Origin of the sequence: Sorangium sp. So ce321 (assembly GCF_051530195.1) — a bacterium.
Classification (GTDB): Bacteria; Myxococcota_A; Polyangia; order Polyangiales; family Polyangiaceae; genus Sorangium.
The window spans coordinates 1985755-2002847 of the sequence record NZ_CP150329.1 but is presented as its reverse complement, the minus strand read 5'-3'; the positions used below and the strand labels follow the sequence as shown (position 1 = coordinate 2002847).

Annotated in this window: 13 protein-coding genes; 9 read left to right on the top strand and 4 right to left on the bottom strand. The window is 75.3% G+C overall.

Going from position 1 to position 17093, the window contains the following annotated elements:
- Nucleotides 1-6 precede the first annotated feature (6 nt).
- From WME89_RS07735 to panD, 9 genes are all read left to right on the top strand, one after another.
- Complete coding sequence (locus WME89_RS07735) at nucleotides 7-2751, top strand: transglycosylase SLT domain-containing protein (RefSeq protein ID WP_438008586.1); 2745 nt, start codon at nucleotides 7-9, stop codon at nucleotides 2749-2751.
- A 222-nt stretch (nucleotides 2752-2973) separates the two neighbouring features.
- Nucleotides 2974-4329 (top strand): serine/threonine-protein kinase, encoded by a 1356-nt coding sequence (locus WME89_RS07730; RefSeq protein ID WP_438008585.1) that lies wholly within the window; start codon nucleotides 2974-2976, stop codon nucleotides 4327-4329.
- On the top strand, nucleotides 4326-5408 hold the full coding sequence (locus WME89_RS07725; RefSeq protein WP_438008584.1) for a dipeptidase: 1083 nt from the start codon (nucleotides 4326-4328) through the stop codon (nucleotides 5406-5408). The genes WME89_RS07730 and WME89_RS07725 overlap by 4 nt, the downstream gene beginning before the upstream one ends.
- A gap of 57 nt (nucleotides 5409-5465) precedes the next feature.
- A complete protein-coding gene (locus tag WME89_RS07720) occupies nucleotides 5466-6569 on the top strand; it encodes a hypothetical protein (RefSeq protein WP_438008583.1) in 1104 nt (367 codons plus the stop codon).
- 106 nt (nucleotides 6570-6675) lie between these two features.
- The gene (locus WME89_RS07715) at nucleotides 6676-7221 is read left to right on the top strand and encodes a YkvA family protein (RefSeq protein ID WP_437757358.1); all 546 of its coding nucleotides are present in this window, start codon (nucleotides 6676-6678) and stop codon (nucleotides 7219-7221) included.
- A 74-nt stretch (nucleotides 7222-7295) separates the two neighbouring features.
- Nucleotides 7296-8384 carry a metallophosphoesterase gene (locus WME89_RS07710; RefSeq protein WP_438008582.1) on the top strand — a complete coding sequence of 363 codons (1089 nt, stop codon included), beginning with the start codon at nucleotides 7296-7298 and terminating at the stop codon, nucleotides 8382-8384.
- Between the two features lie 269 nt (nucleotides 8385-8653).
- A complete protein-coding gene (locus WME89_RS07705) occupies nucleotides 8654-8830 on the top strand; it encodes a hypothetical protein (RefSeq protein ID WP_438008581.1) in 177 nt (58 codons plus the stop codon).
- Entirely contained in the window at nucleotides 8830-9972 is a 1143-nt protein-coding gene (locus WME89_RS07700) for a hypothetical protein (RefSeq protein ID WP_438008580.1), read from the top strand. Before WME89_RS07705 ends, WME89_RS07700 begins: the two co-directional genes overlap by 1 nt.
- 150 nt (nucleotides 9973-10122) lie before the next feature.
- Nucleotides 10123-10590, top strand: a complete 468-nt coding sequence (gene panD / locus WME89_RS07695; protein WP_438008579.1) for an aspartate 1-decarboxylase — start codon at nucleotides 10123-10125, stop codon at nucleotides 10588-10590.
- Nucleotides 10591-10599: 9 nt separating this feature from the next.
- Here panD and WME89_RS07690 read toward each other — a convergent pair whose 3' ends face one another.
- The 4 genes from WME89_RS07690 to WME89_RS07675 all read right to left on the bottom strand — a co-directional run bounded on the left by WME89_RS07690 (nucleotide 10600) and on the right by WME89_RS07675 (nucleotide 17012).
- Nucleotides 10600-11985 carry an MATE family efflux transporter gene (locus WME89_RS07690; protein ID WP_438008578.1) on the bottom strand — a complete coding sequence of 462 codons (1386 nt, stop codon included), beginning with the start codon at nucleotides 11983-11985 and terminating at the stop codon, nucleotides 10600-10602.
- A 568-nt stretch (nucleotides 11986-12553) separates the two neighbouring features.
- Nucleotides 12554-14188 (bottom strand): hypothetical protein, encoded by a 1635-nt coding sequence (locus WME89_RS07685; RefSeq protein ID WP_438008577.1) that lies wholly within the window; start codon nucleotides 14186-14188, stop codon nucleotides 12554-12556.
- A 20-nt stretch (nucleotides 14189-14208) separates the two neighbouring features.
- Nucleotides 14209-16560, bottom strand: a complete 2352-nt coding sequence (locus tag WME89_RS07680) for an alkaline phosphatase PhoX (protein ID WP_438008576.1) — start codon at nucleotides 16558-16560, stop codon at nucleotides 14209-14211.
- Nucleotides 16561-16808: 248 nt separating this feature from the next.
- Nucleotides 16809-17012 carry a hypothetical protein gene (locus WME89_RS07675; protein ID WP_061626777.1) on the bottom strand — a complete coding sequence of 68 codons (204 nt, stop codon included), beginning with the start codon at nucleotides 17010-17012 and terminating at the stop codon, nucleotides 16809-16811.
- Nucleotides 17013-17093 lie beyond the last annotated feature (81 nt).

The following is a 17093-nucleotide window of genomic DNA, read 5'->3' as shown; positions in this document are numbered from 1 at the left end:
GCAGGCATGCCCAGGCTGGATGCCCGCTCCGGGGCCGCCGCGCTCGCGCTGGCCGCCGCGCTCGCGCTGACCGCCGCGCTCGGCGCCTCCTGCGCCGGCACGCCCCCCGCCGAGCGCGGCGCGACGGCCTGCCCTCCGCGCTGCCCGCCGCCCGCGCCGCAGCAGACGCCCCCGCCCGCGGCGCCGCCAGGGCCGGTCGTCTCGGGCGCGCCGGGCGAGGCTCCGGTGTTCGAGCCCGAGCGCCTCACCCTCGTGCTGGGCGACCCGCGGCTCGCGGCGGTGCAGAAGCTCGTCGAGCAGGAGGCGTACGCGAGCGCCGCCGCCGCGATGGCCCAGGCGCTCGCCGCGCCGCTCTCGCCGGCGGACGCGGCGTCGTTCCGCTACCAGCTCGCGCGGCTGCGCGCGCTCGCGGGCGACCCCGTCGGCGCCGCGAGGGAGTACGACGCGGCCGCGGCGGCCGGCGGTCCGCTCGCCGACCACGCGCGGTTCGCGGCGGCCGATCTCCTCGCCAGGGCGGGGCAGCCCGACGCGGCGCTCGAGCGCGCGCGCGCCGTCGCGTCGGACGTCGCGATTGCCGACGAGCTCGATCGCATCGTCGCGGGCGCGCTCGCCGACAAGGGCGACATCGAGGGCGCGGCCGCGCGCTGGCGGGTGTACCTGGCCCGCAGCTGGCCGGCGTCGACGTGGGTGCCCGAGGCGCTCCGCTTCGCCCGCGCGCTGCTCCGCCACCCCGGCGAGGACCACGCCGAGGAGGCGATCCGGATCGCCCGGCGCGTCCTCGACGAGGCGCCGGGCGGCGCCGGCGCGGGGGAGGCGAAGGAGATCCAGGATCAGGCGCTGTCGACGCTGCCGTTCGCGCGGCGCAAGCCGTTCCTCGACCCCGGCCCGGCGGACCTGCTCGCCCGCGCGCGCGCCCTGCTCGCCTCGCGCCAGGACAAGGAGGCGCTCGCCGTCACCGACGCGCTGGTCGCCCTGCCCGAGGCGCAGGCGCCGTCGGCCTTCGCCTGCGACGCGTTCGCCGCGCGCGGCGAGGCGCTGGGGCGCCTGCGGCGGCGCGCCGAGGCCGCCGACGTCCTCGGCACGGCGATCGAGCGCTGCGGGCCGGCCGCGCCGGCCGCGCCGGCCGCAGCCGCCGCGAGCGCCGCGCCGGCCGCAGCCGCCGCGAGCGCCGCGCCGGCCGCAGCCGCCGCGAGCGCCGCACCGGCCGCAGCCGCCGCGAGCGCCGCGCCGGCCGCAGCCGCCGCGAGCGCCGCGCCGGCCGCAGCCGCCGCGAGCGCCTCGGCGCCAGCCGGGGCGGCCGCGCCCCCCGCGACAGCGACGAGCGCCGCCGGGGCGGGCGCACCCGCCCCGCGGCGGCCCGAGACGCTCTACAACGCCGGCCGCGCCTCGCTCCGCGCCGACCGGCACGCCGAGGCGGCCGCGCGCTTCGCGCTGCTCGAAAAGGAGTACCCGGATCACCGGCTCGCGGACGACGCGCGCTACCTCGGGGCGCGGGCGCTGCTCTCGCTCGGGGACCAGGCGCAGTTCGTGCAGCTGCTCACCGCCATGCCCGACGACTACCCGTCGGGCGACATGGTCGCCGACGGCCTGTTCGAGCTCGCGCTCTTCGAGATGGAGCGCGGTGGCTGGGCGGGCGCGGTCAGGCCGCTCGAGCGCGCGCTCGCGCGGTTCCCCCACGAGCGCGCGTACCACGCCGCCGGCAGGCTCCCCTACTACCTCGGCCGCGCCCACATCGAGACCGGCTCGCCCGACAAGGGCAAGGCGCTGCTCGAGCAGGTGATCCGCGACTACCCGCTGTCGTTCTACATGGCGCTCGCCCACGCCCGGCTCGCCGAGCTCGATCCATCGGCCGCCCAGCGCGCCCTCTCCGCGGCCATGGATCGCGACGCGAGCGCGCCGTACACCGAGCTCCGGAGCCCCGCCTTCGCGCACCCCGCCTTCGCGCGCGGGGTCGAGCTCGCGCGCCAGGGCGAGGCGAGGCTCGCGCGGCGCGAGCTCGACCTGCTCGGCGTCGGCAGCCGCACGGCGCCGCGCGAGGTGATGTGGGCCTCGGCGTTCCTGCTCGCGCGCGCGGGCGCCCTGCCGCAGTCGTACAGCATCCTGCGCACGGCGATGGCCGCGCCGGCCGACGGCCGCGTCGAGCTCGCAGGAAATGTCGAGTGGCTCGACCACTACCCGGTCGGGCGCTGGCGCGGCGCCTGGGAGCTCGCCTACCCGCGCCCGTTCGGGGGCCTCGTCGCCGCCGAGACGAAGCGGAGCGGGATCCCCGAGGCCCTCGCCTACGCGATCATGCGCGAGGAGTCCGCCTTCGACCCGAAGGTGGCCTCGCCCGCGCAGGCGTTCGGGCTGATGCAGCTCATCGTGCCGACCGCGAAGCGCATGGCCAAGCCGCTCGGGCTGCCGTGGAGCGCCGAGGCGCTGAGGCGCCCCGAGATCAACGTCGCCCTCGGCTGCCGCTACCTCTCGGTGCTGCGCGGCCAGTTCTCGGACAACCCCCTGCTCGCGATCCCCGCCTACAACGCGGGCGGCGGCGCGCCGAAGCGGTGGATCGCCGAGCGCCCCTCGCAGAGCTTCGACCTGTGGGTCGAGCGCATCCCGTACGAGGAGACGCGGCTCTACACGAAGCGCGTGATGACGAGCCTCGCCGTCTACGAGCTCCTCTACGCCGGCGCGCAGCCGGGCGAGGCCCTGCGCACGCCGCTGCCCGCGAGCCCGGCTGCGCGCTCGGCCGTCGCGAACGCCGCGCCCTGACGCGGCCTGACGCGGCCTGACGCGAACCGACGCGAACCGACGTCAGGGGCGCGCGCGGGTAGGCTGCCTGCCCTGCCGACGTGGGCGCGCGCCCACGTCAGCAGCTTGCTCGCGCGCCGGGCCGAGGTTTCGGCGAGCGGGGCGCACGTCAGCAGCTTGCTCGCGCGCCCGGGCCGAGGTTTCGGCGAGCGGGGCGCGGCGAAGCTTTGGTAGAGTCCGCGCGTGGTCGACCCCTCGAGCCCCTCCCATCAGCTCGTGGGCGCCGTGATGAGCGGGCGCTTCCGGATCGTGCGCCTGCTCGGCGAGGGGGGCATGGGCGCGGTCTACGAGGCCGACGGCCTGCGCGGCGAGGGCAAGCGCGCGATCAAGGTGCTGCACCCGGAGTTCACGCAGGACGAGCAGGTCCTCCAGCGCTTCTTCGCCGAGGCGGAGGCGACGAAGGGGTTCGTGCACCAGAACATCGCCTCGGTCTTCGAGGCGGCCCGCGCCGAGGACGGCACGCCGTACCTCGTGATGGAGCTCCTTCAGGGCGTCCCGCTCTCCGCGTACATCGACTCGGGCAACCCCCTCCCGCCGCAGCAGGCCGTGCCGATCATCCACGAGGTGCTCCAGGCGCTCATGGCGGCGCACGGTCACAAGGTGATCCACCGCGATCTGAAGCCGGAGAACCTGTTCCTCGTGCGCGACCCCCGCGGCGGCTTCCGCGTCAAGGTGCTCGACTTCGGCATCGCGAAGGTGATGGACGCGGCGGGCGGCATGGGCCTGAAGACCCGCGCGGGCACGCTCCTCGGGACGCCCGGCTACATGAGCCCCGAGCAGATCAAGAACGCGCAGGGCGTCGACGCGCGCACCGACCTCTGGAGCGTCGGCGTGATCTTCTACGAGATGCTCACGGCGACGCAGCCGTTCCCCGCCGAGAACGAGTTCGCGCGGCTCACCGCCGTGCTCGCGAAGGAGGTGCGCCCGATCGAGCAGGTCGCGCCGCACCTCGCCGCCTGGAGCCTCTTCTTCCAGCGCGCCCTCTCCAAGGACGTGAGCGGGCGCTTCCAGACCGCCGAGGAGATGGCGCAGACGCTGAGCGCGATGGCGCACCGCACCGGCGTCGCGGCGCCCGGCGCGCGGGCCGAGCCCCAGGCGTCGTTCTCGCCGCCGCACCACCTGCCCTCGCTGCCGCCCCCGCAGCCGCCGCTGTACCCGCACACGGCGCAGCCGGCGCAGAGCGCGGCGCAGAGCATGCCGGTCGGGCCGAGGCCCCCGACCGTGCCCCCGCCGCGCGCCACCACGCCGCCGACGCAGACGACCCCGTCGATCGCGCCCACGGCGGCGTTCGCCGCCGTGCCCCCCGCGTCCCCGGTGCCCCCCGCGCCGCCTGTGCCCGCCGGGCCGACGTACATCAGCGCGCAGCGGCCCACGGGCGTGCCGACGCTGACGGGCGGCCACTACGACGTGCGGGTCGTGGAGGTCCCCCTCTCCACCGAGTCCGCGGCCTCGGAGGGCGCGGCGTGGTGGCTCGTGGGGGTGATCGGCCTCGTGTGCCTCGGCGTCGGCTTCGCGCTCGGCGTGCTGGTGAGCGGGTGAGCGCCGCGGGCCGCGTCCGCGCGCTGCTGGCCGTCACGTGCGCCGCCGGCGCCCTCGGCGCGCCGCGGGCCACGCGCGGCGAGGGCGCCGGCGGCCCGCCGCGCGAGCCGCCCGTGCACGTGGTCGATCTGCACGTCGACGTGCCCTGGCAGGTCCACTTCAAGGGGCGCGCCCTCCGCCTCGACGAGGGGCACGCCCGCAGGGAGACGCTCGTCGCGGGCAACTACCTCGGCATCGTGCTGCCGATTTACCTGCCCGACCGGGCGCGGCCCGAGGGCCCGCAGATCGAGGACGCCAGCGCGATCCTCGCGACCATCGAGGCGATCATCGCCGCGAACCCGGTGTTCCTCCCGCTCGGCTCGGCGCGGGCCGAGCCGGGGAGGATCAGCACCTTCCTCTCGATCGAGGGGGCCGGCGCGTTCGCGGCGGACATCGCGCAGATCGACCGCTTCATCGCGCGCGGCGTGCGGCTCATCAGCCCGAACCACGCGCAGAACACGCGGCTCTCGTCGTCGGCGACCGGCGAGCCGGCGGCGTTCGGGCTCACCGAGCTCGGCAAGCGGTTCTGCGAGCGCGTCTACGCGCAGGGCGCGCTCATCGATGTCTCGCACGTCTCCGACGCCGCGTTCGCGGACCTCGTCCCGATCGCGGCCGCGCACGGCGCGCCGATCGTCGCGACCCACTCGAACGCGCGCGCGGTGGCGAACCGGCCGCGCAACCTGACCGACGAGCAGCTGCGGCTCATCGCGCGGAGCGGCGGGGTCGCGGGGCTCAACTTCCACGCCCCGTTCGTGAACGGCGCGAGCGCGGCGGACATCGACGACGTGATCGCCCAGGTCGACCACATGGTCCGGGTGGCCGGCGTCGATCACGTCGCGATCGGCTCGGACTTCGACGGCGGCATCATCCCGCCGAAGGGGCTCGACGACGCGTCGACGCTGCCGGCCCTGGCCGCGCGGCTCCGGCAGCGCGGCATGTCGCGGGTCGACGTGGAGAAGATCTTCTCGCAGAACGCGCTGCGCGTCCTCGGCTGGCGGCCGGCGGGCGGGCGCGCGGCCGCCGGCGCGGGTCTGTTGTAGGCTGCCTGCAGGCGTGACCGCCCGCGCGCCGCCGGCGCGGTCGTGGTAAGGGCAGCCATGCGCAGGGGAATCGCTCGGTCGGCGCGGGGGCTCGCGGCCCTCGCGGTCGTGGCGTCCGCCGCAGGCCCGAGCTGCGCGGAGCTCGGTCACCTGGAGGGCGTCGGCGAGGCCGTCTGCCCCGAGCTGGGCGGGCCGGGCGACGTCCTCGGCGCGAGCTTCTCCGCGGACGCGCGCGCGAACGCCAAGGTGAGGACGTTCGTGCAGGCGGCCAAGGACATGGCCGCCGTGTCGGCGGCGATCGAGGCGCAGGTGGCCGACGCTTGCCGCCGGATGGGCGCGGATCTCGGGATCCCGCCCGCGCAGATGGCGCCGCGCGACGAGGCGGGGGGCCAGGCGAGCGGCGCCTGCGGCGCGGTCTCGGCGGCGGTCGACGCCATCCTGCGGCAGGGCGCCGGCGTGCAGGTCGCGGTGACGCCGCCGGCGTGCCAGGCGAACGTCCAGGCCGGGGCGCGCTGCAGCGGCGCGTGCGACGTGCAGCTCGACCCGGGGCAGATCGTGGCGCAGTGCGAGCCCGCGCGGCTCTCCGGCTACTGCCAGGGCCGCTGCGCCGGGCGGTGCGACGGGCGCTGCGTCGGGCAGTGCCGCGGGCAGTGCTCGGCCTACGACGCGCAGGGGCGCTGCGTCGGGCAGTGCAACGGCGAGTGCGACGGCGGCTGCGACGCGACCTGCCACGCGCGCTGCGAGGGCACCTGGCAGGCGCCGCAGTGCGCGGGGATGGTGCGGCCGCCGAGCGCCGACGCGGAGTGCGAGGCGAGCTGCCGCGCGCACGCCGACGTCTACGCGGCCTGCACGCCGGCGCTCGTGCGGGTGCGCGCGTCGCAGGGCGCCGAGATGGCCGCGCGGCTCGCGGCGACGCTGCAGGCCAACCTGCCGGCGCTGCTGCACGCCGAGGTGGCGCTCGGGCGCAGGCTCCTCGGCGACGCGCAGACGGTGGTCCAGGTCGGCGCCGCGCTGCCGCGCATCGTGGGCGACGCGGGCGCGCGCGCGCTCGCGTGCGTCGCCGGGGCGGCCGAGGCGTCGGCGAGCGCGTCGGTGCGGATCCAGGTGAGCGTCCGCGCCAGCGCGAGCGTCACGGGGCGCGTCGGGGCGACCGGCGGGTAGGGCGCCGGGAGGCGCCGAGGCGACGCCGGCGCGCCGCGTCTGCATCGATGGCATGGACGGCGCCGCGCCGGTCGGACTACCCTCCCGCTCCCGCCGGGAGGATTCCATGACCGATCTCGACGACCGCTGCCTCGATACGTTCCCCGAGTGGCTCCGCAGCCTCGCCTCGGACGCCACCGATCTGGCGGGCCTGCTCGCCTCGCCGGAAAGCCCGGAGGCGGCGCGCCGCTCGCTCGCGGGCGGCCTCAACTACCTCTTCAAATCGCTCGACCTCATCCCCGACGGCATCGAGGACCTCGGCTTCCTCGACGACGCCTTCGTCCTGCGCGTCGCCGCGGCGTTCGCGGCGGCGGAGAGCCCGGAGCTGCGCGACCAGGCGCCGACCGTCGCGCGGCTCGCGCGCGACGCGGAGCTCATCGCGGAGCTGCTCGGCGCCGACCACGCGCGGCTCAAGACCTACGTCCGCTCGCTGGAGAAGGGCGCCGCGCGCGGCCGCACCGTCGACGACATCCTCGGCGACGAGCAGGTCCGCACGTCGTTCATGCACGAGATCGCCGGCTGGGCGTCGAGCTACACCGCCCCGACCTTCAGCCGCGACGCGAAGAACCTGATCAAGCTGAAGTCCTTCCTCTCGGCCAAGCTCCCGGCCTGATCGCGCGCGGCGACGCGGCGGCGACGCCGCGCGCGGTGTACACCTCGCCCATCGTCTCCGGAGGAAAGCGACCGATGTCAGCCGCTCCCCGCCTCTCCACGCTGCTCGCCCCGCCGCTCGCCGCGCTGCTCCTCGCGGGCTGCGACGCCGACCGCCCCGCCACGACGGCGCCGCGGCCCGCGCCCGCCGCCTCGGCCGCGGCCCCGAGCTCCGCCGGCGCCTCGCCCGCCCCGCCGCCCGACGCCGATCGCTCCTACGCCCGCCCCGCCGCCGACCGCGTGGTGGCCATCGGCGACGTGCACGGCGACCTCGCGGCCACGCGCGCGGCCCTCCGGATCGCGGGCGCGATCGACGCCTCGGATCGCTGGGCCGGCGGGAAGCTCGTGCTCGTCCAGACGGGCGATGAGCTCGACCGCGGCGACGGCGAGCAGGAGATCGTGGACCTCTTCGATCGCCTCGCCGCCGAGGCGCGCGCGGCCGGCGGCGCGGTGTACGCCTTGAACGGCAACCACGAGATCATGAACGTCCAGCTGGACTTCCGCTACGTCACCGAGGGCGGGTTCAAGGACTTCGAGGACGCGCCCGGGCTCGACGCGTCGGGCCCCCACCTCGCGCCGGTGCCGCCCCCCGCGCGCGCCCGCGCCGCCGCGTTCGTGCCCGGCGGCCTCTACGCGAAGAAGCTCGCGGCGCGCGACGTGATCATCGCGGTCGGCGACACGGTCTTCGTGCACGGCGGCGTGCTCCCGTCGCACACGCGCTACGGCGTGGCGCGGATCAACCGCGAGGTGCGCGCGTGGATGGAAGGAAAGGCCCCCGCGCCAGCCATGGTCACGGCCGAGGACAGCCCGGTGTGGGCGCGCCTCTACTCGAGCGACCCGCCCCCGAGCCCGGGCTCGAACGCCTGCGCGGCGCTCGACCAGGCCCTCGCCGCGATGTCGGCGAAGCGCATGGTCGTCGGCCACACGGTCCAGCGCAACGGCATCACCTCGGCCTGCGGCGACAAGGTCTGGCGGATCGACGTCGGGATGGCCTCGCACTACGGCGGCAAGCCAGCAGCGCTGGAGATTGCCGGCGACACGGTCCGCGTCTTGACCAGCGAACCGAAAGAACCGGGCGGCGACAAGGGCGAGAATAAAAAGGGCGTGGGCGGCGAGAAAAAGTGAGCCGTGAACACAATGAGTCGCCACTTGAAACGACAGCGAGCCGTGCCGGCGCGCAACCCACGCATAGCGCACCAGGACGCACAGAACGCGCAAGAAAACTCGGAAGAGAACTCGGAAGAGAACCCGGAACAGAACTCGGAACAGCACGCGCGAGAGAACTCGGAAGCACGCCGGCGCGGCGCGCCTCGGGTCCATTGACGGGCGCCGAGAGAACCGGATAACGTTGCTGGCAAACTGGGGCCTTTCGAGCCACAGGGGAAGGGAATCAGATGCCTGAGCTGCCGCTCGCGCTGATCCACGAGGCGAATCGGGGCACACGGAACCCCGCCCTGGAGTTCAGCGAGCGGCTCCTCCCCCTCCTGTATCCTCGTGTCCCACCTTCTCCGCTGCACCGCTGTCCGCAGCGCGAGCGCTGCGCAGCGTCGCTCGACACGGGGAGCGGCTGATGGACGATGAGGAGCTGTTGCGCGCCTTGAAGCGCATCGCGCAGCAGGATCCGGGGAGCGATCCGCGCTGGCGCAAGCTCGCCGAGGAGGCGCTCCCGGAGGACGCGCAGGGCGCCCCGGGCGGCGCCGCGGAGCGGCCGCGCGAGGACCGGCAGGGGCGCCAGGTCCGGACGCCCCTCGACGACGAGACCCGCGCCCGGCTCTCCGATCAGCTGATCGCCCAGCTCCGGGAGCCGCGCGGCGACGCGCCCGCGCCGCCGTCGCCGCCGCGTCCGATGGTCGACCGCAAGTCCGGGATCCGCTTCCGCGGCCCCCACGAGTGGGACTGTGAGGCGGAGGAGCCGGGCGACGCCGCGGAAGCGCCGCAGCTGGGCGCCGACGCCGACTCGCTCAGCGGCACGAGCGCGCCGTCGACGCCCTCGACGACGGACGCGCCGGTCTGTCGCGCGATCGGCGGCGAGTCGGTGCCGCCTGGAGCGTCGAACGAAGCGTCGGAGCCGCCCTGCGGCGCGCTCCCGAGCGCGGCGCCGGGGCCGTCCGCCGCGCTGACGCTGGACGGAGCGGACCTCGCCGTCAGGCTGCCGCGCGAGCGCCCGCCGTGCCCCGAGCTGATCATCGAGCGGCGGACCGCGCGGCGGGATCGGGCGCGGACGCTGATGAGCGCGGCCGGCTGGGTGGTGGCGGGGGCGCTCGTGTCGCTGCTCGCCTTGCGGCCGGCGCCGTTCGCGCCGGGCGCTGCGCCGCTCCCGGAGTACACGATCGCGACGACCCTCGGGGACGGCCCGCAGCAGGGCGATCGTGACCCGGGCGCCCCGCGCCACGTCGGCCGAGGCGCCCGGCTCACGATCGCGCTGGCGCCCGGCGCGCGCGTGCCTGCGCCGGTCGACGTGAAGGCCTTCCTGGTGCAGGGCGGTCAGGCGCGCCCGTGGCCCGTGGCGATCGAGCACGACGGCATCGGCGGGGCGCGCGTCTCGGGCACGCGCGAGGCGCTCTTCAAGGACGTCGCGGCGGGCACGTGGGAGGTCGTCTTCGTGATCGGCGAGCCCGGGTCGCTGTCGAGCCACGCCGAGGCGCTGCCCGACGAGCGCGCCGTCCACCTGGCGGGGGGCCAGCTCCTCCGGCAGCGATTGTTCCTTGACTGACCGCCACTTGGACTAAGAGGAAGACCGTTCCTCCCGCGGCGAACGAGGCGCGCGCCGGTCGGACGCTCGGCGCGGGTCGACGGTGCGCCGACAGCGCGTCGACAGCGTACCGCGCCGCCGCTCCTCCGGGAGGGGCAGAGGTCAGCACGCATGAATCGACGGATGTTCAAGAGCAAGATCCACCGCGCGACCGTGACCCACGCGGATCTGCACTACGAGGGCAGCGTCACGATCGACGCCGACCTCCTGGAGGCCGCGGACATCCTGCCCTACGAGGCGGTCGACATCTGGAACGTGACGCGCGGCTCGCGGCTGACGACCTACGCGCTCGCGGGGGCGCGCGGCTCCGGCGTGGTCTGCATCAACGGCGCCGCGGCGCACCTCAACCAGCCCGGCGATCTCGTGATCATCGCGACGTTCGCGGACATGGACGAGGCCGAGGCGCGGCGGCACACGCCGCGCGTGCTCCGCGTCGACGGGCAGAACCGGCCCCTCGCCGACCAGCCCCCCGAGACGCCCGGGCCGCTCGCGCCGGGGAGGCCGCTCGACGCCCCGCCGCCGGCCGCCAGAGCGCCCGAGGCGCCGCGGCCGGCCGCGTCGCCGTTCACGTCCAGCTGAGCGCGCGCGTCACCCGGCGTGCGGCAGCGCCCGCGCCACCGGCGCGCGGGCCAGGAGGACGAAGCGCGCCGAGAGCACCGCCGCGACGGCGATGAGCCCCGCGGTGAGCCCGAACCAGAGGCCGCGGACGCCGAGGCCGAGGCCGAAGGCGAGCCCGATCGAGAGCGGCAGGCCGAAGCCCCAGTGGGCCACGAGGTTGGTCCAGAAGGGGAACCGCACGTCGCCCGCGCCGCGCAGCGCCCCGGCGGCGACCGCCTGGATGCCGTCGAACAGCTGGAAGAGCGCCGCGATGCGGAGCAGCGGGACGCCGATGGCGATGACCTGCGCGTCCGGGGTGAACGCGCCGATGAGGGCGCGGGGGAACGCGGCGTACGTCGAGGCGCTCACGCACATGATGCCGGCGCCGAGCAGGATGCCGAGCAGGCCGGGGCGCAGCGGCGATCGGCCCGCGCCGACGGCGTGCCCGACGCGGACGGCGGTGGCGCCGCCGACGCCGATCGCGCCCATGAACGCGAAGGCGGCGAGCCCGATCGCGACCTGGTGCGCCGAGACGACGGTGGCGCCGAGCCGGCCGGCGAGCAGCGCCGTCATCCCGAACACGCCGACCTCGGCGAGCAGCTGCAGCCCGATCGGGACGCCGAGCCGGTAGATCACCGCGACCGGCACGGCGGCCGCCTCCTCCCGGATCGCCGCGCGCCGGCGCCGCGCGGACCAGAGCACGATCGACGCGAGCACGGCGCTGGCGACGCTCGCGGCGAGCCCCGCGCCGAGCGCGCCGAGCTGCGGCAGGCCGAGCGGCGGCAGGCCCACCCAGCGCAGCGCCTCGTCGCCGCGGACCATCAGGTTGCAGGCGACGACGTTGACGACGTTCGCCGCGATCACGGCGATGAGCGCGGGCCGCGTCGCGCCGTGGGCCTGGAGGAAGCTCTTGCTGGCGAGGAAGACGGGCCACAGGAAGATCCACAGCGCGTGGCCGAGGATGTACCGGCGCACGCCCGGGACCAGCGCGGGGTCGACGCCCATGGGCGCGAGCGCGAGGGTGACCGCGAGCGCGGCCGCGAACGCGACCACGCTGATGAGCAGGCTCGCGCGCAGGGTCGAGCGCAGCGCCGCCCAGGCCTGCCCCGGGCGGCCGGCGCCGATCGCCTGCGACGCGAGCGGCTCGACCGCGGAGGAGACGCCGATGCCGAGCGCGTTCGACGTGTGGACGATCGTCCTGCCCATGGCGCAGACAGCGAGCTCGTTGACCGAGACGCGCCCCACGATCGCCACGTCGACGAGCGACATCGCGACGAGCCCCGCCTGCGCTACCGCGATCGGCAGCGCGAGGCGCGCGAGCACGCGCAGCTCGGAGCGCGCGCTGTCGCTGGCGAGGGGGGAGGGAGCGATGTTCACAGGTTCACCGGACCCGGAGAAGGGGCGCCACCATAGCGCGCAGGGGCGAGGGCGCTCGCCAGGGCGGAGGCCGGGGCGAGCGCCACCGGTGAAAAGATCAATTATTCTGATGACTTAACGTGGTTCGGATGAACCAGAGCGAGGGAGAGGAACAGAGACAACGACGTGAGCGATCACGGCCCGCTCTGCCGTCTGCCGTCTGCACTCTGCCGTCTGCCGTCTGCCCTCTGCCCTCTGCCGTCTGCCCTCTGCCCTCTGCCGTCTTCCTCTTCCGTCTCCCATCTGCGTGCGCGTGCGCGTGCGCGTGCGCGACATCATCGAGGAGGACGATCCTCTCGAATTGTCAGGAGGTGTTGCCGCTGAGGAACAAAGTGAAGTCTTCGGTGCGAATAGGACGAATCGGAGCGCGCACGCGCACGCGCACGCGCACGAGAGACGCAGACGGGAGACGGGAGACGGGAGACGGCAGACGGCAGACGGCAGACGGCAGACGGGAGACGGGAGACGGCAGACGGCAGACGGAGGAGAGCCCCCCCGTCGACGCTCGTCTCCTCGAGCCCCCCAGCCCTCACCAGGCGAGGTGAGCTCTCCCATCGAGGTACACGCGCTGCGCCTCCCCGAGGCCCGTCGACTCGCCTTCCACGACGCGCAGGACGCCCGTCGCGGGGCCGAGCGTGACGTCGCGCCCCGCCTCGAAGCGCTGCGCCCTCACCAGGGCGCGGTAGGCCTTGTCGAGCAGGAGCGCCCGCTCGCGCGACGGCGCCACGAGGTACGCAAGGTCGCGGTCGCCGCCGGGCGCGCCGCGCCGCACCTCCGCCTCGTCGAGCGCCCCGCCAGGGAAGAAGCGCGCGAGCATCTCCGCGTTCCCGCGGTAGTCGTCGGCCCCGCCCGCGCGGCGCAGGTACGTCAGCACCTCGGGCTCCGCATGGCCGGCCTGCGGCACGTCCGGCATGCCGCGCAGGTCCTGGTGCCGCCAGCCGGCGGCGCCGGGAACCTTGCGCGCCAGCGAGAAGGTGTGATCCACCGTGACGCCGACGGCGCCGTGGCACCCCATGCACGCGCGGTGCTCCTCCGCCGTTTGCAGCCGCAACCGGCCCTGCTCGTCCTCGATGAACCCCTGGATCTGCCAGCCGAACGCGTTGCGCAGGCCGACCTCGGGCCCGCCAGCGTGGAACGGCGGCTGCCCCTCTTCCTTCTCCTCGGCCTCGCGCTCGTACGCGCGCGCGATCGCCCAGTCGTCCGGCTCGTCGACCTTGCGCGCGTAGCGCAGCTCCTTCATCCGCGCAGAGAGCAGCGCCGGACGATCCGGATCGAGGTACCGCACCGAGTGCAGGAGCTCCGCCCCGCGCGGGTAGATCCACGCGCGCAGCGCGACGCCGGCCGCCGCGCCGGCGTACCGCGCGGGCAGGCGAAGGACGCGCGTCACCGCGGGCTCGAGCGCGCCGTCGCCGTCGAGATCGAAGCCGGCGAGTAGCTCGCTCACCGGCTCGACCTCCCGCCCCGCCGGGGCGCCCGCAGGCCCCGCCTCGCCGCCCCGGGGCAGCGGCGGCGACGCGATCGCCGCCTCGAGCAGCGCCAGGTTCAGCTTGTAGACCTCGCGCGACGGCGCCCCGGACGCGTCCTCGCGGAACGCGGCCGGCAGCCGGATGAACACGTCGCCGGCGCTGCCGTTCGTCGGCCAGAAGCTCCCCGGGAACGGCTTGTACCGCACCGCCCGGAAGCCGCTCCCGTCGCGCGCGAAGCCCTCATCGTCGAGGCCGGCCTCGAGGTCGAGATCCGGCACGTACCCCGGGTAATCCCGGCGCGCCGCGAGCGCCCGGCGCAGCGGCGCATAGTTGTCCTCCCGGATGTAATCGAGGATCTCGGCGTCGCTCGTCCGCGCGGCGACCGCCGAGAGGTCCTCGAGCAGGTTGGTCCAGGGGTTCCTCCGCGCCGCGTCCGAGAAGCTGTACTCGCGCTGGAGGTCGTGATCGGCGAGCGTGTTCGGGCCGATCCCGACCGTGTGGCACGTCCAGCAGCCGTTCGCGCCGCCGGCCGTGGCCGCGTAGCACATCGGCGGGATCGACGCCTCGGGGTTGCCCGCGTGCCCGGCGCGCGCGGCCGCGGTGGCGAGCGGGTCGTAGTCGCCCCCGCCGCAGCGCGCGGCTGCGGCGAGGACAGCGGACAGCGCCGCGACGGCCAGGGGCGCGGAAAGCAGGCGCACGCGGCGAGCAGGCACGGAGATCACTCGGGCAGGAAGGTGACCGCGATCACGCTCGACAGGGCGCCGTCGCCGCTCGGCCAGGTGCTGTAGGCGTTCTCGCCGGGGTGCTGCACGGACATGAAGATCGTGCCCATGTCGGGCGTGAAGGACGGGCCGGTCGCCTCCGCGTCGCTCGGCAAGGCCACGACACGGAACGCCTTGCCGAAGCTCGGCTGGGTCACTTCCGGCTGGCCCTCGCGGTGGGCGGGGTCGAGATCGAGGTAGTAGAAAGCGTCGGCGTGGGAGGCGACGCCGAAGTTGCCGTCGGTGCCGAACCACACGCCGCCCTCGCGGTCGAGGAGCAGGTTGTCCGGGCAGGAGGCGTCGAAGTCGCCCTGCGCCTTCGAGCCGTGCCACACCTCGAAGTACCGGAACGTGGCGGACGCGCCCGGGCTCGCGGGGTCGGCCTCCTCCAGGGCGAAGATCGAGCCCACGGCGTCGGCGCGCTTCGGGGACACTGTCGCGTGCGTCGCCGGCTCGTGGAGCTTGCCCTGCTGATCGAGCGCCGTCTGCCCCGTGTGGTTGGTGAACGTCACGTAGACCCGCGGCGTGCCGCTCGGGTCGCGCGGGTTCCACTCGATGTCCTCGGGCCGGTTCAGCTCCATGATCCCGAGCTTGTTGCTCGCCGTGAACAGCGCGCGCCAGACGTCGTGGTCTGTCTCGAAGCCGCCGATCCCGTTCCAGCTCACGTCGCGCAGCGCGGCGCCGACCGTCCTTGTCGCGTCGCCGAGCGCGGCCGCGTTCGGGGCGATGGCGGCGCTGTCCACCGAGAGCTCGATCCACTGCCCCGTGCCGGGGGCCGCCTCGGTCGGGGCCGCGCCGGTCGCGACAAGGGTGTTGCCTGTCGTGTTGTCGAGCCCAGCGAAGTGCGCCGCGTAGAGCTTGCCGTCGTCGAGCAGCGCGCGGATCTCCGCCCGCGGCATCCCGGCCGTGTACTTGCCGGCCGTCACGTACTTGTAGATGCGGCCGCCGCGGCGATCGTCGGTCCCGTAGATCACGATCGGCCTGTCCGGCAGGAGCTTCCAGTCGCCGTCGACCGCGAACGTCGCGGCCTCCCAGCGGGCGCGGCCCATGAAGCCGAACTTCTTGTGGCCCGTGCCCGCCTCCGTCGCGCCGTCGTGCTCGCCCGCGGGCCTCCCGGGGTCGATCTCGGTGAGGTAGCCGTAGTGGTCGCGGGGCTGCTGGCCGTTCGGATCGGAGATACGCCCGAACTCCGCGCTGGTGCTCGCCTCGAAGACCGGGCTCACCGGCTCGCCCGGGTCGAAGCCCCGCCCGGTGAGGAACTTCTGATCGCCGGACCAGCTCGCCTCGAGGTCGCCGTAGTAGTCCTGCACGTTCTCCTCGGCGGTGATCACCGTGCCCCAGGGCGTCTGCCCGCCGGCGCAGTCGCCCATGATGCCGGCCACGATCCCCTCGGGGAGCGGCGCGCCGGTCGTGTCGTCCTTGCCCGGGCTCGAGAGCGCGTGCCCCGCGAGCCGGCTCCTCGTCTTGCTGGTCGCGTCGTAGCGAACGGCGCTCGCGCTCCGGTCGACCGACCACGCGCCGGTCGCGGGGTCCTGAACGGCCCGGAGCCAGGAGCCGCCGACCTCCCTCTTCTCCCAGCGGATGTACGTATCGACGTCCTCCTGCGACCAGACGTTCGCCTCGACGTCGTTCGTGAGGACGCCGAGCCTGCGCAGGTGCCGGGCCAGCGTGAGGTGCTGCCCGGTCGGCGCCGAGGTGGTCGTGGGGCTCTTGCCCGAGACATACTCGTGGTTGACCCAGAGCCAGCCCGCGTCGCCGGAGCCGTTCCACTGCGGCGCGTCGCCCGCCGTGGCGGACCACCCCTCGCCGAAGAAGGCGGTGTAGTCGTTGTTGGCGCCGAACCGGGGCGCGTCCGGCGCGGTGCTGAAGGTCAGCGGGTCGAGCCAGGTCACGAGGACCTCGGAGCGCACGCCGGCGAGCGCCCGGATGGTGTCGGTCGCGGCCGCGCGGAGCGGGAACTGCTCGCCCTGGGGCAAGGTGCCGGTGGCGAACATCTCCGCGCGCTCCCGCACGTAGTCCGCGAGGCTCGCGGCGCTGGTCCGCGGCGGCGCTTCCTCGCCGGGATCGCCCTTCGGCCCGGGCTGCCCGTCCGCGCCCGGCGCGCCTTCCTCGCCTGGCCGCCCGTCCGCGCCCGGCTGCCCGTCCGCGCCCGGCCGCCCGTCCGCGCCCGGCGCGCCTTCTTTGCCCGGCGCGCCTTCCTTGCCAGGCGCGCCCTGGGCTCCGTTCTCGCCCTCGCCGCAGCCGCTCCCGAGGGCGGCGAGGCCGCCCGCGAGCACCAGAACCAACGCCGACCTCAGGGTCCGCCTCATCGTCATTGCATCTTCTCCGCCGGGTGATGGCCGGAGACGATGCCTGTCGACGGTGGCGCCCCGATGCGGCGCGCGCGACGAGTTGTTGTCAGACGCCGCGCGGATCAGGCGCGCGCGCCGTCAACGCCGCGCGCGCGAGCGCCCCGGATGGCGCGATCGCGGCGGGAAAGGAAGCGAGATCACCGGCGCGAGGGAAAGCGAGACCACCGGCGCGAGGGAAAGCGAGATCACCGGCGCGGGGCGCCGCGTTACTCGTCGTCGTCGTCGGGCACGACGACGTCTTGATCGAAGCGCGCGCGCGCCTCGAGCAGCTCCTTGTCGGAGATCCAGGTGCGCTCGCAGCCCTGGAGCGGCGCGACCTGGTAGACGTCCTTGCGCTGCTCACCGTGTCCGTCGTCGAGGACACGGACTACCTCGTGATGGAGCCCGCAGGAGGGGCAGAGCGCTCGCATGAGGGGTCACTATAGTGCGAGCGCGCTGGGCGCAAGCGCCCTCCCCGCCGCCCGACGGCGGCGAGGGAGGTCAGCGTGTGC

What these genes read in the sequence shown, in the direction of transcription:
- WME89_RS07735 (WP_438008586.1), top strand. Translation starts at nt 7, where the DNA reads ATGCCCAGGCTGGATGCCCGCTCCGGGGCCGCCGCGCTCGCGCTGGCC.
- WME89_RS07720 (WP_438008583.1), top strand. Translation starts at nt 5,466, where the DNA reads ATGCGCAGGGGAATCGCTCGGTCGGCGCGGGGGCTCGCGGCCCTCGCG.
- WME89_RS07715 (WP_437757358.1), top strand. Translation starts at nt 6,676, where the DNA reads ATGACCGATCTCGACGACCGCTGCCTCGATACGTTCCCCGAGTGGCTC.
- WME89_RS07710 (WP_438008582.1), top strand. Translation starts at nt 7,296, where the DNA reads ATGTCAGCCGCTCCCCGCCTCTCCACGCTGCTCGCCCCGCCGCTCGCC.
- WME89_RS07705 (WP_438008581.1), top strand. Translation starts at nt 8,654, where the DNA reads ATGCCTGAGCTGCCGCTCGCGCTGATCCACGAGGCGAATCGGGGCACA.
- WME89_RS07700 (WP_438008580.1), top strand. Translation starts at nt 8,830, where the DNA reads ATGGACGATGAGGAGCTGTTGCGCGCCTTGAAGCGCATCGCGCAGCAG.
- panD (WP_438008579.1), top strand. Translation starts at nt 10,123, where the DNA reads ATGAATCGACGGATGTTCAAGAGCAAGATCCACCGCGCGACCGTGACC.
- WME89_RS07680 (WP_438008576.1), bottom strand. Translation starts at nt 16,560, where the DNA reads ATGAGGCGGACCCTGAGGTCGGCGTTGGTTCTGGTGCTCGCGGGCGGC.
- WME89_RS07675 (WP_061626777.1), bottom strand. Translation starts at nt 17,012, where the DNA reads ATGCGAGCGCTCTGCCCCTCCTGCGGGCTCCATCACGAGGTAGTCCGT.